The following is a 22,335-nucleotide window of genomic DNA, read 5'->3' on the forward strand; positions in this document are numbered from 1 at the left end:
AAATGAGAGATTTCTCTCTTAAAATACTATTTTTAATTCAAAATCATCTTTTCATCCAATTTTCTCCTAAGCTCCTTCAGTATTATTTTTGTCAGTCTATCTTGGATTGTTTCAGTTGCATTTTCATTGAAATATACAATAAACTCATCGGTTGTCTTTCCAATCTTTCTCTTTGTGCCAATGTTTTTTAGTTCTTCCAAAAATTCTACTTTCCGTTTTTCAATTTCTGACAACAAAAAAGGAAGTATCTGCAATTTACCGCTTTTACTTCCTCTCTCTAATTTTCTTTGATTATCTTACTTCGACAAACTGAGATTTAGATTGTAACCCTTACGGAACATAAAACGGGCCATGCTCTTGAAGTATGTTTCATAAGATCATAGTTTAATGCTAAGTGTAGCTACATAGTCATTCCCATAACGTGATAATCGATGTCTTTTGTCACATGATTCATAAAAATCAATCATAGCAAAACCATTTTTAAGTTGTCCTCTAATCTGAGTTTCTAAAGTATGGCTAAATTCATATCCATATTCTGGATTTATGGTTATCTTTCCTTCCTCTTCAAGCTCTTTTGAATTAAAAGGTAATAAAAACTTCAAAAGCAGTTCCTCATCAGGTTTGTCCCATACAATATCAGCATCATACATGTATATCCAAGGATTCATAAATCCGACCATCAACAATCCACCCTTTTTCAATACTCGAGAGGCTTCTTTATACATATTTTCCAAATCCTCTATATATACATTTGAAACTGGATTAAAAATAATATCAAAAGTTTCATTTTCAAATGGAAATGGTTCTGTCATATCACCTTGAACTGTATTAATTTTTAAGCCTTCTCTTTTAGCAACCATCTCATCTCTTTGTAATTGTGATTTAGAAAAATCCATTATGGTTACATCATAACCTTTTACAGCAAAAACTGGTCCCTGTTGTCCTCCACCACAAGCTAAACCTAATATCTTTTTTCCGTTTGCTTTTTCAAACCATTCTTTTGGAACTTTTTTCCCAACAGTTAAGGCAACAGAAATTGGATGTTTCCTAGCTTCTTCTAATTCTTCATGTGTCAATGGCTCAGTATAGTCATTTTTTACATTATTCCATCTATCTTTATTTAATTTTATATAATTGTTCATCTTATAATCTCCTCGTATCTTTATATTATTTCGATTTAAGGTGAATAGGTTGCCATTCCTTGATTTCATTCTATTATACCATATGTTGAATTACTATTATTTCATTATTTTTTTAATTAGTATTTTTAAAATTTATTTAAACTAAAAAAAAAACAAAAAAGCTTCTCTAAAACCAAGATTACATTTTAGTTTTTTCATAGCATTATTGTACAAAAAATAGAACCTTTTAGCAACTTAAGATTGGTTCTTCTATAGTATATTCGCTATATATTCAGACACAAAAAACCCACCCAATGGGCAGGTTTCATCTGTATTATTCAGCTAGATTAAGCTTTACCTTCTGAACCGAATACGTCGATACGTTCTTCAACTGATGCTTGGATAGCTTTTACACCGTCAGCCAAGAATTTACGTGGGTCGAAGAGTTTTTTCTTGTCGTATTCTGCTTCGTTTGCTTCGTAGTCACGAGCAAATTTACGAGTTGCGTTAGCGAATGCGATTTGGCATTCAGTGTTAACGTTAACTTTCGCAACACCAAGTTTGATAGCTGCTTGGATTTGCTCATCAGGAATACCTGATCCACCGTGCAATACGATTGGGAATCCTGGAAGAGCTTCTGTCAATTTTTGCAAGTGATCAAGATCAAGACCTTCCCAGTTTGCTGGGTAAGGACCGTGGATGTTACCGATACCAGCTGCCAAGAAGTCGATACCAGTTTCAACCATTGCTTTAGCGTCTTCGATTGGAGCCAATTCACCTTTACCGATGATTCCGTCTTCTTCACCACCGATAGTACCAACTTCAGCTTCTACTGAGATACCTTTAGCGTGTGCTTTTTCAACAACTTCTTTAGCCAATTTAAGGTTTTCTTCAACTGGAAGGTGTGAACCGTCAAACATGATTGAAGTGTAACCAACTTCGATACACTCAAGTGCATCTTCGTAGTGACCGTGGTCAAGGTGGATAGCTACTGGTACAGTGATACCCATTGATTCAACAAGGTTAGCGATCAAGTTGCGAGCAACTTTGTAACCACCCATGTATTTAGCAGCACCCATTGAAGTTTGGATCAAAACTGGAGCTTTTTTAGCTTCTGCTGCGCGCAAGATAGCTTGAGTCCACTCAAGGTTGTTTGTGTTAAATCCACCAACTGCATAACCGTTGTCACGAGCTGCTTGGACAAATTTTTCTGCTGAAACGATTGCCATTTTATCAGGCCTCCTGTATATTTTTATGGGACATCCCATTTACATTGTTCATTTTATCACTTTTTGACAAAAAAATCTAGTTTTTCCCGTAGTTTCGATTGAATTTCTTCTAGCTTCATCTATGTAAACCCTTTCTCTCCCTAGTCTTGGGCGACTTTTGGAAAAGCTATGAAGAAGGTCAAACAATTCTCCTGCATCTCAAAACGATAAGGTAATTTTTCATGTTCCAATAGACTCTTGACCACAAAGAGCCCCATCCCAGACCCTTTGGCCTTGCGACTAGCATTGTCAGAAAAAGACTGGGCTAGTTTTTCTTGTTCTTCTGGGCTACAGCTATTCTCGATAAAAAGCTCCCCTTCTCTTTCTCCAATTCGAACTAAGCCACCTGGAACAGAGTGCTTAATGGCATTGCTGATGAGATTAGATAGGATCAACTTCATAACTGATGGGTTTAGATAAGCCTGCTGATGGGTCAAACTATTGTCTATCTGGAGTTCCCTTTCCTTAGCTAGCAAGACATAATCCTTAACCAGACTTTGCGTCATCTGGTGTAAGTCAATTTGTTCCCTATCATCTCGTAATTCCTGTACAGACGAGAGAGAAAGTATCTGGAGAACATGGTGATTAAGCTCATCCACAATTCCTAAGGCAACTCCCAGATAGTGGTCTCTATCCTTATAACGCCCGACATTTTCTTTCATGTTTTCAATCAGGATTTTCAAACTAGCCAGAGGTGTTTTCAATTCATGAGAAGCACCTCGTAAAAATTCGACCTTCATCTTCTCCAGCTGGAGAATAGCTTCATTCTTATCATGCAAGTCCGCAATAACAGTCAAAAGATGCTGGTAAAGGCTATTAATTTGTTCCTTGAGATCACCAATCTCATCCTTAGAATCCACACGTAATCGCACTTGGACATCCAAATCCATCATCCGACGGGTCACTCGCTTGATTTCCAATATCGGAGCAACAATGGTCCGAGCATAGATATAGGCTACCAAGAGGGAAATCAGAAAGGAGGCCAGCAAAGTATAAGGGAGAAATTGTAGACTAATCTGCTCTGCTTCCTTTTGCAAATCCATGGACGCTAGAAACTGGAGAATCATGGTACCACCGTCCTGCGTTGTCACCTCCCGCTCCTCAATAAAAAGCGAGGTTGTCTGGCGGTCTGTGTCCAGAGGAAGACTTTCCTTGACCTCCAACTTGTCCTCGGTCATCTCTCCCTTGACGGCCCCCTTGATATCACTAGTCTGGGAATACAGCTCTAACACTTGCTCGATACTCTGCCTATTCTTACCTTCTAGGGACTGGGCAATGGCTGTCGCTTTCTGGCCAATGGTTTCCTGACGATGACTCAGATAAGTCGAAGGAAAGAGAAAATAAATGGCTAAATGAAGGCAAATTACCAGAACACTAAAAATCGAGAAGGTATAGATAAATATCTTTTTAAATAAACCTGTTCGTTTCATTTTCGCTCCAATTTATAACCAACATTGCGCACAGTGAGGATGCAGTCCAAGTCCAGCTTTTTCCGCAATTCCTTGATATAGACATCAATGACACGGTCAAAAGGAACCTCATCTGTCGCCTTCCAGACAGCATCGATAATCTGAGAACGAGTCAAGGCCCGTCCTTCATTTTTAACCAAATAATCAAGAATTTCCAACTCTTTAGCATTGATGGCTACTTCCTCACCTGCTAGGCTGGCACTGTAGCTCTCAAAATCCACCTTGGTATCCTTATAGGAGAAGATTCGTCCCGTATCATAATAGCGCTTGAAAATCGCATCTACCCTCACTTTTAAGAGAGAAAGGGAGAAGGGTTTTTCCAGATAGCCATCCGCCAGAGAAGCAAAAGCACTCATCTTGTATTCCTCATCCTGAAAAGCTGTCAACATTAAGACAGGAACCTGACTGGTTTTACGAATCTCAGATAAGACTTCTAGGCCGTTGAGCTTGGGCATCTGGATATCCAGTAAAACCAAGGCTACCTCATAGCTAGAAAATTGCTCCAGAGCTTCTTGACCGTCCGCTGCCTCAATAGTTTCATAACCACAATCCGTCAAATAATCACTAATCCCCTCACGGATCATCTCTTCATCTTCTACAATTAAAATTTTCATAGAAAAAACGTTTCACATTCCTTTAAATTTCTTATAAATCATCTCAGTTTCATCTTAAAAGAAAGAGACCTTATCAAGATGAAATAGATAAAAATGCTACCTATATTATACCCCATTTAGGGGAGAATAGGTAGCAAGTTTGTTATTCGCTATCCAGCAGAAGCTCTTTTGGTTGTTTTCTGAGGAGATTGCTTGAAGCAAGCGCCATAACGAGAACCACTAGAACCAAGGCTAGGACAAAGACGATGATAAAGTCTGATGTCTGAATAGAAATATCTAGGCTCGACAATGTCTTGCTAAAACCATCTACTTCTGCACCGCCACCAAGGTTAGAGGCTTGAGCTGCCTTGCTGGCTTGCTTGGCAACACCTGAAGTGACATTGGCAAGAACAGTATTTCCGATTGCACGCGCTGTGTAAGTAGCTAAGAAGTATGCAGAAACAAGAGCAGGAATGGCAATCAAGATGGATTCAGTAATGAATTGACCCAAGATACTTGCCTGCTTGAGACCAATAGAGAGCAGGATTCCCACTTCCTTGCGACGGGCATTGATCCAAAGGCTGAGCAAGAGGGCTAGGAGAAGAACTGAGAAGCTCAAGCTACCCCAGAAGAGGAGGTTGGCCATCTTGTACATACCAGAGATGGATTGCTCAAGAGCTGGGTAGTTAGAGGAGCTCTTCACCAGTGTGTAGCTCTTCCAGTTGATACCACTGATGCCATTCAACTCTTTCATAACGTCATCCAAGCTCTTGTCTGCTGTTACAAAGAAGGTTGCATCCCCATAGATAGCTGTATCTTCTGTATAACCATATAGTTTAGCAGCTGTATGGATGTCTGTGATAACTGTGTTTTCGTAGAGTTCTTGCGAGTAGGTTACTGCTGACTTATTGTGGCCATCAAAGAGTCCCTTGATTGTCACTTCGACTGTTTCTTTGGCACCTTTTTCATTGTCTGCATCATAGACATTAGAGTCTAGTTTGATCTTATCCCCTACTTTCCAGCCGTGTTTGGCTGCCAAGTCCTTGTGCATGAGAATCTTGTCTTTGTCATCGTTAGTTAGGTGCTCACCTTCGACCAACTTATAAGAACCAGAGACAAACTTATCTTCTTTAGAAGAGTCATTGACACCTGTAATCATCAAGCTACTTCCAAAATGTTTAGCACGGTCAGGAGTCAGATTTTTCTTGGTTTCTGGCGTTTCAATAAGGTCATATCCAGTCAAATCTCCGATAGCGTTGATGCGTTTAACATAAGACTCGATGGCCTTGTTTTCGGTGATTTTTTTGATATCTTCACCCTTAATATTTCCAGCACCACGTGGCGTTCCTTGATTGACGCGACGATTGATTTGCATGGAGAAGCTGTTGGTGATATTTTTAAAGGTCTCCTGAGAAGCCTTGGCAGTAGCTCCCTTGATCGACAAGCCGACCAAACTCAAGCTCGCCATGAGGAGAATAATCAGGAAGATGACAATCGATTTGAAAAACTTCCTTGTAACATAGGCAAATGCGTTGTGTAACATAGGTTTCCTTTCTAGATGTTGTTCTATTTTATACTTCTAACAGAAAAAGCTCATATTATTTCGTCGTATTGCGAGTTTCAGTCAGTTTCTTGTCCTTCAATTCAAGTGTAATATCTGACGCTTGTGCCACTTCTTTACTGTGGGTGACGACGATAACACATTTACCTGTTTTCTGGGCAAGTGATTTGAGCAGTTCGACAATATCTCCAGCAGTTTTAGGGTCCAGATTTCCTGTTGGCTCATCAGCTAGAATAACTGGAGCTTCCGATACCAAACTACGAGCAATTGCAACACGTTGCTGTTGACCCCCTGATAACTGGAGAACATTCCGCTTGATCTGACTTTCATCTAAACCAAGCTCAAACAGTGTATCCTTGCTTGCCTTTTTGTTGACCAAGCGGATATTTTCCAGTGGAGAAAGATAATCTATCAAGTTATAATTTTGAAAGACCAGGGAAATATGGTGCATGCGATGGTAAGAATAGCCCTTCTTACGAATATCCTCTCCTTGGAAAAGGATAGAACCTTCAACAGGACTATCTAGACCAGCAAGTAGGGACAAGAGTGTAGATTTTCCTGCTCCTGACTCACCAATAATACTGTAAAATTTCCCGGGTTCAAAATTATAATTGATCTGATATAGGACTGCTTCAGCAGTGTTCTTATAACGGTAGGTAACATCTTGTAATTGTAATAAAGTCATGATTTCTCCTTCTTAACTAATAGATGATAAAATTTCCTTAGGTGATTTTCTAAATAAGAATAGGAAACAAAGGGATACAGATAAGCAACTAATCAACAACAGAAAGACATAGGATTCTGCAAATGATAGGATATTAGTTGATAGACTGCTTGCTTTAGCTAGTGTATCTTGTAAGCTTGCCTGATCTCCACTTGCTAGGACAGATTGGAGCAGATAGGATGTAATGGCGTTTCCTGCAACAAATGCCGGAAGCAAAGCACCGATAGATACCAAAACCACCTCTAAACAGAATTGTAGGAAGATCGAGCTCTTGCCTTTTCCAAGTGCCAGAAGGATTCCCACTTCGTAAACCCTTTCTCTCAACCAAAGAGACAAGACCAAAATTAAGGCTCCAGCTCCAGCTATCAACATCCCATAAAGGAAGATGGTCAGGAAGGTTTGGAAGGTAGCAACTGAGTCTTTGATTTGTTCAAAAGCCTTGCTTTCCTTCTCGACTTGGTAGCCTTGACTTTCCAAGACTAAGTTTTCCACCTGCTTCATAAGTCCATCCATTTCCTTAGGATTTTCTACATAGAAGCGAGCTGCACTGACTTGAGGTTCACCATTTTCCAAAAGGATTTGGCTACTTTCATAGTCTGTAAAGACTTGGTTTTCACTGAAGTCGGAAGATAAGCCTGTGAATTTCTCCTGTTTTTTACCAGAAAAGATGCCGACAATCTCAAACTCTACTGTTTGTCCTTTGCCAGATTCTGACTGTCCAGCATCCAAGCTAATCTTATCATGAAGCGTAAGACCGTTCTTCTTGGCCAACTCTTCGTGGATCAAGATTTTCTTGGAATCCCCTTTTTGAAGGTGTCGCCCTTCTTTTAGATTGAAAGCCGAGCTGGTAAAGATCACATCCTTAGATGAATCCTCAAGAGCTGTTAAACTAACCAAGTTTTTGTCTGCAGCTGATAAATCATCACGCTCCACGCTCTGCTCGCCACTCACCGCTTCCTTGTCTTTTAATTTTGCGACCGTCTCGAGTTCAGGAGAGACATTTTCCAGTCCCTTAATCTTGCTTACAGATACTAGGTCCGACAGCTTGAAAGTCTGACCATTTTCTATCTTCTTAATCGAAAAAGATGTGTTGAGTGATTTGTAAAGATTGGTTTCAACTGTTTTGTTGGACTTCATCAGAGTCAAACAGGCTGAAATTCCAGCCAATAGGACCAATAAAATTAGAAATAAAATAAAACTTCTCAGTCGTTTTCTGCTGACATAAGCCCAAGCTCTTTGGATTGGATTCATTTGTCACCTCCATATTTGTAAGACTATTATAAAATCCAAATATGAAATGTTTATGAAATGCAAAAAAAGAGCAAAAATTTTTTTGCTCTACTTGAATTAGATGAAAACAAAAGAGCTAGCCTAAGCTAACTCTTATCCTATGCGGAGAGAGGGACTTGAACCCTCACGACCTAAAGCGGTCACAGGATCCTTAGTCCTGCGCGTCTGCCAATTCCGCCATCCCCGCGTCGATTACTTTACTAGTATATCAACTTTTAGGACTCTTGTCAACACTTTTTTCAAATTTTTTTCATTTCATCAACTAAATTACTCTGAAAGTTCATTTAGCTTCTCATCTACTAACTTAGCTCCAAGTGTATTTTTGAAATGGCCTAGAGCAAATTGATGATTTTCAGGCCAGATAGAAGCAACGGCTGGTTGAACAATCTCGATGTCATATCCTAGATTATAGGCATCTATAGCTGTATGCAGAACACAGATATCCGTCAAGACACCTGTTAAGATAACTGTAGAAATTCGACGCTCTCTCAAACGAATATCTAGGTCAGTCCCTGAAAATGCTGAATAATGGCGTTTATCCATCCAAAAAACTCGACTGTCTGAACCATGCTCTTGATAAAAGGTTCCCAAATCTCCGTATAAATTCCGTCCACTCGTCCCAATCAAATTGTGAGGAGGAAATAGCTTGCTTTCTGGATGGAAACAATCGTTTTCTTCATGAGCATCAATGGTAAAGAAGATGTAATCTCCTCGTTCAAAAGCTAATCGAGTCACCTTACTAATGGCTTCCGAAATAGCTTGAGCTGGAGCACCTGCTGTCAATTTACCACTGTCGGCAACAAAATCTTCTGTATAATCAATCGAAATCAAAGCTTTAGTCATTAGTAATCTCTTTTCTTCACTTCTTCAAAAATATCTGAAATCAAGACCTTAAGGTAGGTTCCCTTCATTCCAAGTGAGCGACTTTCAATAATTCCCGCAGACTCAAGTTTACGAAGAGCATTGACAATCACAGAACGGGTAATACCGATACGGTCTGCAATCACAGACGCAGTCAACTGCCCTTCATTTCCATTTAATTCCCCTAAAATTGCTGAAACAGCACGGAGTTCGGAGTAAGACAGAGTATTAACCGCCATGGTAACAGCAGTACGGCGACGGATATTTTTCTCATCTTCTTCACGCTGGAAGTTGAGGAGTTGAATTCCAACAACGGTACTCGCAATCTCAACAAGAATCAAGTCCTCGTCTTCAAATTTTTTATCATTGCGCCAAATAATCAAAGAACCAAGGCGAATCCCTGATACATGAATCGGTGCAATGGTTGTCAAGCCATCTGGAAAATCCGAACGACTCTCTACAGGGAAAATACTCAAATCATGATCAACTGTCAGATTGGCTTCTGTATCGTAAATCATGTTCGCACCTTGAATGTAGTCATCTGGGAAAATCTTAGTTTGGAAGAATTGCTCTACACGATCTGTATTGGTTTTATAACGCATAAAATAACCAAGGAGACGTCCCTTGCTATTGACGATACAAGCGTTACAGTCAATAATATCTGCCAATTGACGGGTAATCGCATTGTAGGGAAGTTCTTCCTGCAACTGCTCCTCCGAGCGCTTCAGGATAGAAGTAATTTTTCTTGTTTTTTCTAGTAAATGTGCCATTTTTCACCTCGAATTTAATCGCTATCATTATAACATAAAAAGCTTGAATTTTCAATTATTATCTGAAAATTGCTTATTTAATTGCAATTTAGACTAGCTGAAATATTTTAGAAAATTAGGTTTTCTTGTTGACAACCTAATTTATTTTTGATATTATATTATCATAAGAAGATGGATGGATAATACCTTTCCATTTCACCTATCCTTTGCTATCACCATCTTCTTTCAACCTTGGTCTCCTTATATAAAAAAGCGATTCATTTTGAACCGCTTTTTCTTATTTGTCACCCTTGTTACGAATAACAAAGCCTGTTTGCTTTTCGCTTGAAGTATTGCGTGGTTTTTTATTGTCTTTATTACGGTAACGTCTGTCTTTATCAAAACGATCATTGCCACGACTTCCTTTTTTGAAATCATCACGACGACCATTGCCACGGCGATCACGGTCTCGACGGTCGTCCCCACGACGGCCTCCACGACCTCCCTTACCTTTACCACCGAAGCCATTACCTGATGGTTTAAACGGCAGTGGTTTTTCACGCGCAATCTCCACTTCAGGAAGACTATCTGGATCCTGAACTGTTAAGCTGAGAATATACATGGCCAATTCTTCAGGACTAAATTCTGAGGCCAATTGACGAGCATCCTTGCCAAACTTCTCAAAGTTGCTACGAATCTCCTCATTAGCAAAATCACGTTCGATTTTCTTAAGAGCTACTTGCTTTTTAGCTTGGAAGGCTTCTTCTGCACTTGCAGGTTTGAGACCTTTCATGCGTTTCTTTGTCAAGTTCTCGATGATTTGGAGGTAACCCATTTCATTAGGTGAAACGAAGGTAATAGACTGACCTGATTTACCAGCACGACCTGTACGCCCGATACGGTGAACATAACTTTCAGGATCTTGTGGAATATCGTAGTTGTAGACATGGGTCACACCTGAAATATCCAACCCACGCGCTGCAACGTCTGTCGCAACCAAAACATCAAGATTGCCATTTTTAAAGTCACGAAGGACACGAAGACGTTTGTTTTGGTCTAGGTCTCCATGAATTCCTTCTGCACGGAAGCCACGGATTTTCAGACCACGAGTCAATTCATCTACACGGCGTTTTGTACGACCAAATACGATAGCAAGTTCTGGTTGTTCCACGTCCATGAGACGGGTCATGGTATCAAATTTTTCTTGTTCTTTAACTCGGATATAGTATTGGTCAACCAATTCTGTTGTCAATTCCTTGGCAGCAATCTTCACATGCTCAGGTTCTTTCATAAACTGAACACCGATACGCTTGATGGCATCTGGCATAGTTGCTGAGAAGAGTAGGGTTTGACGGTTTTCAGGGACACGAGAAATGATCGCTTCGATATCTTCAAGGAAGCCCATGTTGAGCATTTCATCTGCTTCGTCAAGGATGAGAGTTTCAATATCTTGTAATTTCAAGGCCTTGCGTTTAATCAAGTCCAAGAGGCGACCTGGAGTTCCCACCACGATATGGGCACCAGATTTAAGAGCTTTGATTTGTTTTTCAATGCTGGAACCACCGTAAACTGAGCGAACTTTCACTCCCTTGCTACGGCCAAAGCGGAAGAGTTCTTCTTGACTTTGGACAGCAAGTTCACGTGTTGGAGCGATAACCAAAGCTTGGATGGTCGCTTCTTCTGTACGGATTTTTTCAAGGGTAGGCAAGCCAAAGGCTGCAGTTTTTCCTGTACCAGTCTGAGCTTGACCGATAACGTCCTTACCTTCAAGAGCCAAGGGAATAGTTTGTTCTTGGATCGGACTGGCTTCTACAAAACCAGCTTTTTCAATCTCTGCTAGCAAATCAGCAGACAAGTTTAATTCATTAAATTTCACGTTATTCTTCTTTCTAAAGGTGGTGCGAAGCCACCCTATAGGGCTTAGTTTATACTTTTCTTTTTATGACGGATTTTCATATACTGGATATAAAATCGTGTTGCTTCTTTTCCACAAAAGAAAAGTACTGTTTTCTTTGCAACCTATCTAGTATAACACAAGACAAGCTTAAAAGATAGCCCAATTTCTCTAGAAAATCATGTAAGCGGTTTTTGGCTTTCCTTTTTGATTGAACGACCTAGATAATAAGACAAAGCCAAGGCTATACTATATAAAATGAGAAAAACGAACAAGGTTTGTGTGTAAGAATGAGCCATTTTATAAGTCTCTGCTAATAAAATAGGTCCTGCTAAACCAGCCATTGCCCAAGCTGTTAAAATATATCCATGCAGAGCGGCCAATTCCTTGGTTCCAAAAATATCACTGAGATAAGCCGGAATCAATGAAAAACCAGCTCCATAGCAAGTCATCAAAATAGACATAGCGACTACAAATAAAACGGAATTTGTAAAGAGCCAAAGCGAGAGAGAAAAGAAAAGATTGACAAGCAGTAATATACTAAAGGTTAGAGGGCGACCGATATAGTCAGATAAACTCGCCCAGAGCAAACGACCAAACCCATTGAAAATCCCTAAAACGCCCACCATTACTGCTGCATGACTTGTAGACAAGCCAGCCATCTCCTGTGCCATTGGCGATGCCGCTGAAATTAAGCCTAAACCACAAGCTATGTTGATAAAGAAAATAATCCAAAGTATATAAAACCGATTGCTTTTCAGGGCCTGATTTGCAGCCATTCCTTGCGTCAAAGAGGTTATTTTTTCTTTCCCTGAAACAGATAAAATTGCAAGCTCTTGCTCATTTGGACGCTTAATGAATTGTGAAGCTAGGAGCATGATAATAAAGTAACTTGCACCTAAAATATAAAAAGTTTCTACAAGCCCTACCCCTGCGATGAGATGTTGCGCTATGGGACTAGTCAATAAAGAAGCAAAACCAAACCCCATAATCGCTAAACCTGTTGCGAGACCACGTTTATCAGGAAACCATTTTATAATCGTTGACACAGGGGTAATATAGCCTGCTCCCAAACCAAGCCCACCTAAAATGCCATAAGCGAGATACAACAACCACAGCTCCTGACGGTCTATTGCAAATCCTGTTAAGATATTTCCACCTGCGTATAGAAAAGCAGATAGACTCCCCATGACTCTCGGACCAAATTTTTCTACCAAACGCCCCATAAATGCAGCCGATAATCCCAAACAAAAGATTGCTAGACTAAAGGCAAAGGCAACAGAAGCCTGATCCCATCCCGTTTTTTCAATAATAGGGTTGCGATAAACACTCCAAGCATAAGTCGAACCCAGCATTAAGTGTAAAATGACCCCAGCAAAAGCAATAATATAACGATTCAATTTCATAAAACCTCCTATTTTCGAACATTTATTCTATCTTATATAAAAATAGATAGGATTTTAGTTTATCAAGCTTGTCAAAAAATTACTAGTTTTTTGTTTGGAAAGCGTTTTTAGCTTTTTCTGTCTTTTTCGTAGCAGAATTGTGCAAAAGTTTTTTTCTTGTGCTAGAATGAAAGTCGAAAAGGAGGAATTCTAAATGTTAACTTATGATTTAATCGTTATCGGATTTGGTAAAGCTGGTAAAACACTAGCTGGTAAATTGGCTTCAGCTGGCAAAAAAGTTGCCCTCGTTGAACGTAGTAAAGCTATGTATGGTGGAACTTGTATCAACATTGGTTGTATCCCAACTAAAACTTTACTAGTTGCTGCTGAGAAAGACTTGTCTTTTGAAGAAGTGATTGCTACCAAAAATACTATCACTGGTCGCCTCAATGGTAAAAACTATGCTACTGTTGCAGGTACAGGCGTGGATATCTTTGATGCGGAAGCTCACTTCCTTTCAAATAAAGTCATCGAAATCCAAGCTGGTGATGAAAAGAAAGAACTGACCGCTGAAACAATCGTCATCAACACTGGTGCTGTTTCAAACGTCTTGCCAATCCCTGGACTTGCTACAAGCAAAAACGTCTTTGACTCAACAGGTATTCAAAACTTGGACAAATTGCCTGAAAAACTTGGAATCCTTGGTGGCGGAAATATCGGTCTTGAATTTGCTGGTCTTTACAACAAACTTGGAAGCAAGGTTACAGTTCTAGATGCCTTGGATACTTTCCTACCTCGTGCAGAACCTTCCATCGCAGCTCTTGCTAAGCAATACATGGAAGAAGACGGTATTGAATTGCTTCAAAATATCCGCACTACTGAAATCAAAAACGATAGTGACCAAGTGCTCCTTGTAACTGAAAACGAAACTTACCGTTTCGACGCCCTTCTCTACTCAACTGGACGCAAACCAAATGTAGAACCACTTCAACTTGAAAATACAGATATTGAACTAACTGAACGTGGTGCTATTAAAGTAGACAAACATTGTCAAACAAACGTTCCTGGTGTCTTTGCAGTTGGAGATGTCAACGGTGGCCTTCAATTTACTTACATTTCACTTGATGACTTCCGTGTTGTTTACAGCTACCTTGCTGGAGATGGCAGCTACACACTTGAAGACCGTCTCAATGTACCAAACACTATGTTCATCACACCTGCACTTTCACAAGTCGGTTTGACTGAAAGCCAAGCTGCTGATTTGAAACTTCCATACGCAGTGAAGGAAATCCCTGTTGCAGCAATGCCTCGCGGTCACGTAAATGGAGACCTTCGCGGAGCTTTCAAAGCTGTTGTTAATACTGAAACAAAAGAAATTCTTGGAGCAAGCATCTTCTCAGAAGGTTCTCAAGAAATCATCAACATCATCACTGTTGCTATGGACAATAAGATTCCTTACACTTACTTCACAAAACAAATCTTCACTCACCCAACCTTGGCTGAGAACTTGAATGACTTGTTTGCGATTTAAGTTGAGATTTAATCGTATCGAACAGCCCTCTGAGGGCTGTTTTCATTTCTGCGAAATCTCATACTCTTCGAAAATCAAATTCAAACTACGTCAGCTTCACCTTGCCGTACTCAAGTACAGCCTGCGGCTAGCTTACTAGTTTGCTCTTTGATTTTCATTGAGTATCAAATCTGTCTTTTCCCTCTTTTATGATATAATAGAAACATGAAATTAAAAACTACTTTGGGCCTTCTTGCTGGGCGTTCTTCCCACTTCGTTTTAAGCCGTCTTGGCCGAGGGAGTACGCTTCCAGGAAAACTTGCCCTTCAATTTGATAAAGATATTTTACAAAACCTAGCTAAGAACTACGAGATTGTCGTGGTCACTGGAACCAACGGAAAAACCTTGACAACTGCCCTCACTGTCGGCATTTTAAAAGAGGTTTATGGTCAAGTTCTGACCAACCCAAGCGGTGCCAACATGATTACAGGAATTGCGACAACCTTCTTAACAGCCAAATCGTCTAAAACTGGGAAAAATATTGCCGTCCTAGAAATCGACGAAGCCAGTCTATCTCGTATCTGTGACTATATCCAGCCAAGCCTTTTTGTTATCACCAATATCTTCCGTGACCAGATGGACCGCTATGGTGAGATTTACACAACTTACAAGATGATTTTGGATGCTATTCGTAAAGTGCCTACTGCCACTGTTCTCCTTAATGGAGACAGCCCACTTTTCTACAAGCCAGCTATTCCAAATCCTGTAGAGTATTTTGGTTTTGACTTGGAGAAAGGTCCAGCCCAGCTGGCTCACTATAATACCGACGGAATTCTCTGTCCTGACTGCCAAGGCATCCTCAAATATGAGCATAATACCTATGCAAACTTGGGTGCCTATATCTGTGAAAGCTGCGGATGTAAACGTCCTGATCTCGACTATCGCTTGACAGAATTGGTTGAGTTAACCAACAATCGCTCTCGCTTTGTCATTGACGGACAAGAATACGGTATTCAAATCGGTGGTCTCTACAATATCTACAACGCCCTAGCTGCTGTGGCTATCGCCCGTTTCCTTGGTGCAGATTCACAACTAATCAAGCAAGGATTTGATAAGAGCCGTGCTGTCTTTGGTCGTCAGGAAACCTTCCATATCGGTGACAAGGAATGTACCCTCGTCTTGATTAAAAATCCAGTCGGTGCAACTCAAGCTATCGAAATGATTAAACTAGCGCCTTATCCATTTAGCCTATCTGTTCTCCTTAATGCCAACTATGCGGACGGAATTGATACTAGCTGGATTTGGGATGCTGATTTTGAACAAATCACTGAGATGGACATTCCTGAAATCAACGCTGGCGGTGTTCGCCATTCTGAAATTGCACGTCGTCTCCGAGTGACAGGCTATCCAGCTGAGAAAATCACTGAAACAAGCAATCTGGAGCAAGTTCTCAAGACCATTGAGAACCAAGACTGCAAGCATGCCTATATCCTAGCTACCTATACTGCTATGCTGGAATTCCGCGAACTGCTGGCTAGTCGTCAGATTGTTAGAAAGGAGATGAACTAATGGTTTATACTTCACTTTCCTCAAAAGATGGCAATTACCCTTATCAGCTCAACATTGCTCACCTCTACGGAAATCTCATGAATACCTATGGGGACAATGGAAACATCCTCATGCTCAAGTATGTTGCTGAAAAACTGGGAGCCCATGTGACCGTTGACATCGTTTCACTTCATGATGATTTTGATGAAAATCACTACGACATCGCCTTTTTCGGTGGCGGTCAAGACTTTGAACAAAGTATTATTGCAGACGACCTACCTGCTAAAAAAGAGAGCATTGACAACTACATCCAAAACGACGGTGTGGTTCTGGCTATCTGTGGTGGTTTCCAACTATTGGGTCAATATTATATTGAAGCATCGGGTAGGCGTATCGAAGGGCTAGGTGTCATGGGCCACTACACCCTCAACCAGACCAATAACCGTTTTATCGGTGACATCAAGATTCACAATGAAGATTTCAATGAAACCTACTATGGTTTTGAAAATCATCAGGGTCGTACCTCCCTCTCAGATGACCAAAAACCGCTGGGACAGGTTGTCTATGGAAATGGAAATAACGAAGAAAAGGTCGGCGAAGGAGTTCATTATAAGAATGTCTTTGGTTCTTACTTCCACGGGCCTATCCTCTCTCGTAATGCCAATCTAGCTTATCGCCTAGTCACTACTGCCCTCAAGAAGAAATATGGTCAGGACATTCAACTCCCTGCTTATGAGGATATTCTCAGCCAAGAAATCGCTGAAGAATACAGCGACGTCAAAAGCAAGGCTGACTTTTCATAAACAAAGGAAAATGATATCAAAGAACTCCGTTATCTTGTCGGAGTTCTTTTTGTCTTTTCTTTTACCCTTCTCCCTTGCATTTTCTCTCTTTTTTTGCCAAAATAGAGGGGTAGAAAGAAGGTAGCATATGTCTAAATTACAACAAATCGTAACATATCTTGAAACTGAAAAACTAGACGTCGCTGTCGTATCTGACCCCGTCACTATCAATTACCTCACTGGCTTTTACAGTGATCCTCATGAACGTCAAATGTTCCTCTTTATCCTAGCTGATCAGGAACCACTTCTGTTCGTTCCAGCCCTTGAGGTTGAGCGTGCAAGCAGCACCGTATCCTTCCCAGTTGTAGGCTATGTGGATTCTGAAAATCCATGGCAAAAAATGAAAGATGCTCTTCCACAGCACGACTTCAAACGTGTAGCTGTGGAGTTTGACAACCTCATTTTGACTAAATACCATGGCTTGAAATCAGTTTTTGAAACAGCTGAGTTTGACAACCTCACTCCTCGTATCCAACGCATGCGCCTCATCAAATCAGCTGATGAAGTGCAAAAAATGATGGTTGCAGGTCTCTATGCTGATAAGGCTGTTAAGGTTGGTTTTGATAATATTTCTCTTGATAAGACGGAGACAGATATTATCGCTCAAATCGACTTTGCCATGAAACGTGAAGGCTATGAAATGAGCTTTGATACTATGGTCTTGACTGGTAATAATGCTGCAAATCCACACGGTATCCCAGCAGCAAACAAGGTTGAAAATAATGCTCTTCTCCTCTTTGATCTTGGTGTTCTAGTCAACGGCTATGCGTCAGATATGACTCGTACAGTCGCAGTCGGCAAACCTGACCAATTCAAGAAAGACATTTATAACTTGACTCTTGAAGCTCAACAAGCTGCTCTTGACTTTATCAAACCAGGTGTGACTGCCCATGAAGTGGACCGCGCTGCCCGTGAGGTCATCGAAAAAGCTGGTTACGGCGAGTACTTCAACCACCGTCTCGGTCACGGTATCGGTATGGATGTCCACGAATTCCCATCTATCATGGAAGGAAACGACTTGGTTATCGAAGAAGGCATGTGCTTCTCTGTTGAACCAGGTATCTATATCCCTGGTAAAGTTGGTGTCCGTATCGAAGACTGCGGTGTTGTTACTAAGAATGGTTTTGACCTCTTTACAAAAACAAGCAAAGACTTGCTTTATTTTGATTAAATTTATACAAAAAAGTTAGCTCGAACAGCTAACTTTTTACTTTATCTTCTTGATGCTTTGGTTCAAAATAAATCCGACAATCATCCCCACTGTATTTTGGAAAAAGTTGGGAAGAATTTCAGGTAGGGCTGCAGCCCAGCCATTCATCAAAGTAGAACCTAGGGCGTAACCCCCTACCATGGCAATCGTTGCTAAGATAAGGCCTAACCACTGAGTTTTTCCTTTAAATCCTGCGAAAAATCCCTGCAAGCCATGGTTGACCAAACTAAAGAACATCCACTGAGGATAGCCTGATAAGAGGTCAATCAAGAAACCTGCTAGTCCTCCGACTACAGCCCCTTCACGACTACCAAAGTAGAAGGCCGCAAAGAAGACACCAGCATCTAAAAGAGTTAGAATTCCTGTCGGTGTTGGAATTTTTAAGAAATAACCTAGAACCACAGAAAGGGCGGTTAAGAGGGATACAAGGGCGATTTTAGTTGTTTTGGTTTGCTTCATATTGTCTTACTCCATACTGATCTGCTTGTGCAATGGCACGATAAACGAAAGCCTTAGAACTTTCTACTGCTGGTAAAAGTTCAGCACCTTTAACCAAGTGACTGGCAATGCTAGAGGCAAAGGTACAACCTGCACCAGCATTTTGCCCTTGGATGACAGGATTTTCTAGGACTGTAAAGGTTTGTCCATCATAAAAGACATCCACAGCCTTGTCCTGACTAAGGCGATTGCCTCCCTTGATAATAACTGCTGGCGCGCCTAAATCATGCAATTTCTGCGCTACAGTTTTCATGTCTTCCAAGCTTTTGATTTCTTGACCAGCCAATAATTCTGCTTCAGGAAGATTAGGCGTAATCACACTGACATAAGGGAAAAAGCGAATCAACTCTTGGCAGAGTTCACTGACTGCTACGTCGTGCGTTTCCTTGCAGACCAAGACAGGATCCAATACCACAGGCACTCCTGGGCGCTGCTTGATAAAGTCCAGTGCCTTCTCAGCCACACTGACAGTTGGTAGAAGACCAATCTTAATCCCTGCAAATTCCACATCACGCAAACTATCTAATTCATGTTGAAAAATGGCATCGTCAGTTGGAAAGACTTCGAATCCCTTTTCTGTCAAGGCTGTCAAGCAAGTCACTGCTACAAAGCCATGCAAGCCGTTCAAAGTATAGGTAGCCAAATCTGCTGATAAACCACCACCACTAAAAATATCATTCCCAGAAAGTGCTAAAATACGATTATTCTTCATAACGAATCTCCTTTAAATACAAACCATTTGGTGCTGCAGTGGGACCTGCAAGTTGCCTGTCCTTTTTCTCCAAGATGAGGTCAATCTGCTCTACTGGCATACGGTTGTTTCCGATTTTGAGCAGTGTCCCCACCATATTGCGAATCTGCTTATACAAGAAGCCATTTCCTGAAAAGGTAAAGGTCAAAAATTGTCCTGTCTCATCAACCCTGAGACTAGCTTCTGTGATGGTGCGAACCTTATCCTCCACACTGGTTCCAGATGCTGTAAAGCCTGTAAAATCATGTATTCCCTCTAACTTTTTGATTGCCATCTGCATCCGTTCCACATCAAGCGGATAGGGAAAGTGAGTAGCATAGTGACGACGCATAGGATTTTTGGGACGGCCCCTATCTACGATAAACTCATAGGTCTTGCTATGCTTGGCATAACGGCAATGAAAATCATCCTCCACTAGCTCAATAGAAATCACATCAATATCTTCAGGGGACTGGGTGTCCAAGGCAAAGCGAAGTTTTTCCTCATCCATCTGGTAGGGCAAGTCAAAATGAATAACCTGTCCCAGGGCATGAACACCACTATCTGTCCTACCAGCACCGTGAACAGTAATGGCTTGCCCTTTATTTAACCTGGTCAAGGTTTTTTCAATTTCTTCCTGAACGCTACGCGCATGAGGCTGGCGCTGAAAACCAGCAAAGGCGTAACCATCATAGGAAATAGTTGCTTTATATCTTGTCATGACTTCTATTGTATCAAGAAATTAGTCTGGAGACAAGATTCTAAAACAAATACTGTCTGGGTATAAAAATCTCATACTCTTCGAAAATCTCTTCAAACTACGTCAGCTTCACCTTGCCGTAGATATCATAGGTATAGGTAACTGACTTCGTCAGTCTTATCTACAACCTCAAGACAGTGTTTTGAGCAACCTGCGGCTATCTTTCTAGTTTGCTATTTGATTTTCATTGAGTATCAAAAGAAAAACTTAGGAAACCAATCCTAAGCTCTCTTTTGAAGTAGGTACATGACAAAGATAGAGGTTACAATCAACCATGATCCTAAAATGGCAAAGACGAGCATGCCATTGTGAGTTAGTAAGCCAATTGCACTTAGAACGAATGGTGTCGTAAAGGCTCCAAAACTACAGCCTAATACAGCAAATGAAGTTGCTTGATTGAGGAGTTTAGCTGGAATTCTTTCAGAGACAAGTTGAAAGACCGTCGTCAAGGCTACACTGTAGGCAAAACCAGCCAGAATGCTTCCTGCCACTACCACCCACAAGGATGGAGAGAGAGCAATCACGATTTGCCCTAAGCCGAAGGCAATACCAGACCAGAGGAGCAGTTTCTCTTTAAAGATAGAAATCAAGAAAGAAAAACTCACACCAGCCACAATCCCGATCAACTGCATGACACTAAGTACAAAACTAGATAACTGTGCATCTCCAAGTCCTCTTTCCACCATCAAACTTGGAATACGGATGGTAATAGCTGTATTGGTACAAACTACAACCGCTGCTTCAATAGCTAGGATAAAAATCAAGCCTTTCATTTCCCTAGTTAAGCGACTTGCTTCCTTCTCCTTTTTCTTGACTTCTTTCTTTTCCTTTCCATAAGGGACAAAGAGCAGATAAAGGGTCAGCACCAAAAATCCAGCACTATAGGCTAAGAAAGTAGCTGTCCAACCAAAGGCCAACAACTGGCCGACTGCCAAGGTAATGAGAGAGGCCCCAACGACCTCTGCAGAACCGCGTAGCCCTAACATCTGAATCCGCGTTTTTCCTTGATAACGTTCACTGATAATAGAAATGGCCTTAGCATTGATCATTCCAACACCTAAACCAAAAAGAATCCGTGTTCCAAAGACAAAGGGGTAGGCTTGATACCAAAAGGGTGCTGTTCCACTCAGTGATAAAATCAGCAAGCCCAAACTAATCTGTAATCGCTCAGGAAATATTTTTTCTAAGAAACCATTTAGTAGTAACATAATCATGATCCCAAAGGATGGCAAGCTCGCCAAGAGCTCAATTTGTTCCTTAGGATAACCTTGATAATAGTCAAACATGGCTGGCAGGGCACTCGAGATGGAAAAGGACGTAATCAAAACGAGGGAGAGAGCCAAAATACTGGCCCGTTCTAAAAATTGTTTCATGAAATCTCTTTCTATATTTTCTCTTAATCTTCTACTCTTTTAAGAATTATAAAGCAAGAAAAGAAGAAGTCCCATTGGTTTGTAGACTCCTTCTTAAACTCGAAAATGAATCCCTTGTATCTTATACTCAATGAAAATCAAAGAGCAAACTAGGAAGCTAGCCGTAGGTTGCTCAAAGCACTACTTTGAGGTTGTAGATAGAACTGACGAAGTCAGCTCAAAACATAGTTTTGAGGTTGTAGATGAAACTGACGAAGTCAGTAACATATATACGGCAAGGCGAATCTGACGTGGTTTGAATTTTATTTTCAAAGAGTATTAGGATGACCTTCTCTTGATTTGCTTGATAAAGTAGAAGATAAATCCTGCCACCATATAGGCAACAAAGATAATCAGACACCACTTAAACACGACATCCCAACCCTTGTTCACATTCAAAAAGAAGTAAGGGAAAGGACTGACCTTAGAATTAGGAATGTCTAATTTCAGTACCAAGCCATTAAAAAGAGCAAAAATCATATACAGCAAGGGTAAAATCGTCCACACAACTGGATCCCAGATTTTGTATTGACCCTGTTTATCAAAAAAGAGGGTATCTGCTAAAAACCAGAGGGGAACGATATAGTGGCAAAGGAAATTTTCTAGAGTATAAAAATTAGTCGCAATAGGCGCTAAAAGGAAATGGTAAATCACACAGGTAATCATGATACTCATGGTGACTCCACCTTTTAAGCGCAAGAGACTTGACCTTTGCCAGTTTTCACCTAAACGGCTCATAACCTTTAGAAGATAGAGCGTAAAAATCGCTACTAAGAGGTTAGACAGAACCGTATAATAGAGAAGCATCCCAAATCCACCATGCTTGGCAATTTCAAGATAAACTCCCGTAAAAGCCGCTAGAAACAAGAAGATACGGCTATAAAATACAAGTTTATAGTGCTTTGACATG

General features: G+C 40.7%; 21 protein-coding genes and 1 tRNA gene. 4 read left to right on the plus strand and 18 right to left on the minus strand.

Annotation, left to right across the window (positions count from 1 at the left end; translation table 11 throughout):
• Positions 1-32 precede the first annotated feature (32 nt).
• The 13 genes from FJR77_RS07320 to FJR77_RS07385 form a co-directional block, all read right to left on the minus strand.
• Positions 33-233 carry a hypothetical protein gene (locus FJR77_RS07320; protein WP_153196589.1) on the minus strand — a complete coding sequence of 67 codons (201 nt, stop codon included), beginning with the start codon at positions 231-233 and terminating at the stop codon, positions 33-35.
• Positions 234-377: 144 nt separating this feature from the next.
• The gene (locus FJR77_RS07325; RefSeq protein WP_140834128.1) at positions 378-1,142 is read right to left on the minus strand and encodes a class I SAM-dependent methyltransferase; all 765 of its coding nucleotides are present in this window, start codon (positions 1,140-1,142) and stop codon (positions 378-380) included.
• 326 nt (positions 1,143-1,468) lie between these two features.
• Positions 1,469-2,350 (minus strand): class II fructose-bisphosphate aldolase, encoded by an 882-nt coding sequence (locus FJR77_RS07330; protein WP_001019001.1) that lies wholly within the window; start codon positions 2,348-2,350, stop codon positions 1,469-1,471.
• 140 nt (positions 2,351-2,490) lie between these two features.
• Positions 2,491-3,819, minus strand: coding sequence for a sensor histidine kinase VncS (gene vncS / locus FJR77_RS07335; RefSeq protein WP_140834126.1), 1,329 nt, complete (start codon positions 3,817-3,819; stop codon positions 2,491-2,493).
• A complete protein-coding gene (vncR, locus tag FJR77_RS07340; protein ID WP_140834123.1) occupies positions 3,816-4,472 on the minus strand; it encodes a response regulator transcription factor VncR in 657 nt (218 codons plus the stop codon). The genes vncS and vncR overlap by 4 nt, the downstream gene beginning before the upstream one ends.
• Positions 4,473-4,614: 142 nt before the next feature.
• Positions 4,615-5,994 (minus strand): ABC transporter permease subunit Vex3, encoded by a 1,380-nt coding sequence (vex3, locus tag FJR77_RS07345; protein WP_140834121.1) that lies wholly within the window; start codon positions 5,992-5,994, stop codon positions 4,615-4,617.
• A 55-nt stretch (positions 5,995-6,049) separates the two neighbouring features.
• Positions 6,050-6,697, minus strand: a complete 648-nt coding sequence (gene vex2 / locus FJR77_RS07350; RefSeq protein ID WP_140834119.1) for an ABC transporter ATP-binding subunit Vex2 — start codon at positions 6,695-6,697, stop codon at positions 6,050-6,052.
• Positions 6,698-6,709: 12 nt separating this feature from the next.
• Positions 6,710-7,987, minus strand: a complete 1,278-nt coding sequence (locus FJR77_RS07355) for an ABC transporter permease (RefSeq protein ID WP_140834117.1) — start codon at positions 7,985-7,987, stop codon at positions 6,710-6,712.
• A 140-nt stretch (positions 7,988-8,127) separates the two neighbouring features.
• Positions 8,128-8,213, minus strand: a tRNA-Leu gene (locus FJR77_RS07360).
• Positions 8,214-8,293: 80 nt separating this feature from the next.
• A complete protein-coding gene (locus tag FJR77_RS07365) occupies positions 8,294-8,869 on the minus strand; it encodes a cysteine hydrolase family protein (RefSeq protein ID WP_049539920.1) in 576 nt (191 codons plus the stop codon).
• On the minus strand, positions 8,869-9,657 hold the full coding sequence (gene codY / locus FJR77_RS07370) for a GTP-sensing pleiotropic transcriptional regulator CodY (protein ID WP_000940740.1): 789 nt from the start codon (positions 9,655-9,657) through the stop codon (positions 8,869-8,871). Before codY ends, FJR77_RS07365 begins: the two co-directional genes overlap by 1 nt.
• 277 nt (positions 9,658-9,934) lie before the next feature.
• Positions 9,935-11,512 carry a DEAD/DEAH box helicase gene (locus FJR77_RS07380; RefSeq protein ID WP_061759465.1) on the minus strand — a complete coding sequence of 526 codons (1,578 nt, stop codon included), beginning with the start codon at positions 11,510-11,512 and terminating at the stop codon, positions 9,935-9,937.
• A 197-nt stretch (positions 11,513-11,709) separates the two neighbouring features.
• A complete protein-coding gene (locus FJR77_RS07385; protein WP_000774076.1) occupies positions 11,710-12,936 on the minus strand; it encodes an L-lactate MFS transporter in 1,227 nt (408 codons plus the stop codon).
• A gap of 193 nt (positions 12,937-13,129) precedes the next feature.
• Here FJR77_RS07385 and FJR77_RS07390 point away from each other — a divergent pair, with 193 nt between their 5' ends.
• From FJR77_RS07390 to FJR77_RS07405, 4 genes are all read left to right on the plus strand, one after another.
• Positions 13,130-14,446 (plus strand): FAD-containing oxidoreductase, encoded by a 1,317-nt coding sequence (locus tag FJR77_RS07390; RefSeq protein ID WP_140834115.1) that lies wholly within the window; start codon positions 13,130-13,132, stop codon positions 14,444-14,446.
• Between the two features lie 204 nt (positions 14,447-14,650).
• The gene (gene murT / locus FJR77_RS07395) at positions 14,651-15,994 is read left to right on the plus strand and encodes a lipid II isoglutaminyl synthase subunit MurT (RefSeq protein ID WP_140834113.1); all 1,344 of its coding nucleotides are present in this window, start codon (positions 14,651-14,653) and stop codon (positions 15,992-15,994) included.
• Complete coding sequence (gene gatD, locus FJR77_RS07400; RefSeq protein ID WP_140860095.1) at positions 15,994-16,776, plus strand: lipid II isoglutaminyl synthase subunit GatD; 783 nt, start codon at positions 15,994-15,996, stop codon at positions 16,774-16,776. Before murT ends, gatD begins: the two co-directional genes overlap by 1 nt.
• Before the next feature lie 127 nt (positions 16,777-16,903).
• A complete protein-coding gene (locus FJR77_RS07405) occupies positions 16,904-17,986 on the plus strand; it encodes a M24 family metallopeptidase (RefSeq protein WP_140834111.1) in 1,083 nt (360 codons plus the stop codon).
• 36 nt (positions 17,987-18,022) lie between these two features.
• Here FJR77_RS07405 and FJR77_RS07410 read toward each other — a convergent pair whose 3' ends face one another.
• The 5 genes from FJR77_RS07410 to FJR77_RS07435 all read right to left on the minus strand — a co-directional run bounded on the left by FJR77_RS07410 (position 18,023) and on the right by FJR77_RS07435 (position 22,334).
• A complete protein-coding gene (locus FJR77_RS07410) occupies positions 18,023-18,484 on the minus strand; it encodes an ECF transporter S component (RefSeq protein WP_140834109.1) in 462 nt (153 codons plus the stop codon).
• The gene (locus FJR77_RS07415; RefSeq protein ID WP_140834107.1) at positions 18,462-19,235 is read right to left on the minus strand and encodes a bifunctional hydroxymethylpyrimidine kinase/phosphomethylpyrimidine kinase; all 774 of its coding nucleotides are present in this window, start codon (positions 19,233-19,235) and stop codon (positions 18,462-18,464) included. The genes FJR77_RS07410 and FJR77_RS07415 overlap by 23 nt, the downstream gene beginning before the upstream one ends.
• On the minus strand, positions 19,225-19,974 hold the full coding sequence (gene truA, locus FJR77_RS07420; protein WP_061759460.1) for a tRNA pseudouridine(38-40) synthase TruA: 750 nt from the start codon (positions 19,972-19,974) through the stop codon (positions 19,225-19,227). The genes FJR77_RS07415 and truA overlap by 11 nt, the downstream gene beginning before the upstream one ends.
• Before the next feature lie 260 nt (positions 19,975-20,234).
• Complete coding sequence (locus tag FJR77_RS07425) at positions 20,235-21,386, minus strand: MFS transporter (RefSeq protein ID WP_140834105.1); 1,152 nt, start codon at positions 21,384-21,386, stop codon at positions 20,235-20,237.
• Positions 21,387-21,704: 318 nt separating this feature from the next.
• Complete coding sequence (locus FJR77_RS07435; RefSeq protein WP_140834101.1) at positions 21,705-22,334, minus strand: Pr6Pr family membrane protein; 630 nt, start codon at positions 22,332-22,334, stop codon at positions 21,705-21,707.
• Between the last annotated feature and the right edge of the window lies 1 nt (position 22,335).

The sequence above is a fragment of the Streptococcus shenyangsis genome, from assembly GCF_006385785.1.
Lineage (GTDB): Bacteria > Bacillota > Bacilli > Lactobacillales > Streptococcaceae > Streptococcus > Streptococcus shenyangsis.

Coding starts and splice junctions, on each gene's coding strand:
- FJR77_RS07425 (WP_140834105.1), bottom strand. CDS start 21,386: ATGAAACAATTTTTAGAACGGGCCAGTATTTTGGCTCTCTCCCTCGTT.
- vncS (WP_140834126.1), bottom strand. CDS start 3,819: ATGAAACGAACAGGTTTATTTAAAAAGATATTTATCTATACCTTCTCG.
- gatD (WP_140860095.1), top strand. CDS start 15,994: ATGGTTTATACTTCACTTTCCTCAAAAGATGGCAATTACCCTTATCAG.
- FJR77_RS07385 (WP_000774076.1), bottom strand. CDS start 12,936: ATGAAATTGAATCGTTATATTATTGCTTTTGCTGGGGTCATTTTACAC.
- FJR77_RS07435 (WP_140834101.1), bottom strand. CDS start 22,334: ATGTCAAAGCACTATAAACTTGTATTTTATAGCCGTATCTTCTTGTTT.
- codY (WP_000940740.1), bottom strand. CDS start 9,657: ATGGCACATTTACTAGAAAAAACAAGAAAAATTACTTCTATCCTGAAG.
- FJR77_RS07325 (WP_140834128.1), bottom strand. CDS start 1,142: ATGAACAATTATATAAAATTAAATAAAGATAGATGGAATAATGTAAAA.
- vex3 (WP_140834121.1), bottom strand. CDS start 5,994: ATGTTACACAACGCATTTGCCTATGTTACAAGGAAGTTTTTCAAATCG.
- FJR77_RS07330 (WP_001019001.1), bottom strand. CDS start 2,350: ATGGCAATCGTTTCAGCAGAAAAATTTGTCCAAGCAGCTCGTGACAAC.
- FJR77_RS07405 (WP_140834111.1), top strand. CDS start 16,904: ATGTCTAAATTACAACAAATCGTAACATATCTTGAAACTGAAAAACTA.
- FJR77_RS07415 (WP_140834107.1), bottom strand. CDS start 19,235: ATGAAGAATAATCGTATTTTAGCACTTTCTGGGAATGATATTTTTAGT.
- vncR (WP_140834123.1), bottom strand. CDS start 4,472: ATGAAAATTTTAATTGTAGAAGATGAAGAGATGATCCGTGAGGGGATT.
- murT (WP_140834113.1), top strand. CDS start 14,651: ATGAAATTAAAAACTACTTTGGGCCTTCTTGCTGGGCGTTCTTCCCAC.
- FJR77_RS07410 (WP_140834109.1), bottom strand. CDS start 18,484: ATGAAGCAAACCAAAACAACTAAAATCGCCCTTGTATCCCTCTTAACC.
- FJR77_RS07390 (WP_140834115.1), top strand. CDS start 13,130: ATGTTAACTTATGATTTAATCGTTATCGGATTTGGTAAAGCTGGTAAA.
- vex2 (WP_140834119.1), bottom strand. CDS start 6,697: ATGACTTTATTACAATTACAAGATGTTACCTACCGTTATAAGAACACT.
- truA (WP_061759460.1), bottom strand. CDS start 19,974: ATGACAAGATATAAAGCAACTATTTCCTATGATGGTTACGCCTTTGCT.
- FJR77_RS07355 (WP_140834117.1), bottom strand. CDS start 7,987: ATGAATCCAATCCAAAGAGCTTGGGCTTATGTCAGCAGAAAACGACTG.
- FJR77_RS07365 (WP_049539920.1), bottom strand. CDS start 8,869: ATGACTAAAGCTTTGATTTCGATTGATTATACAGAAGATTTTGTTGCC.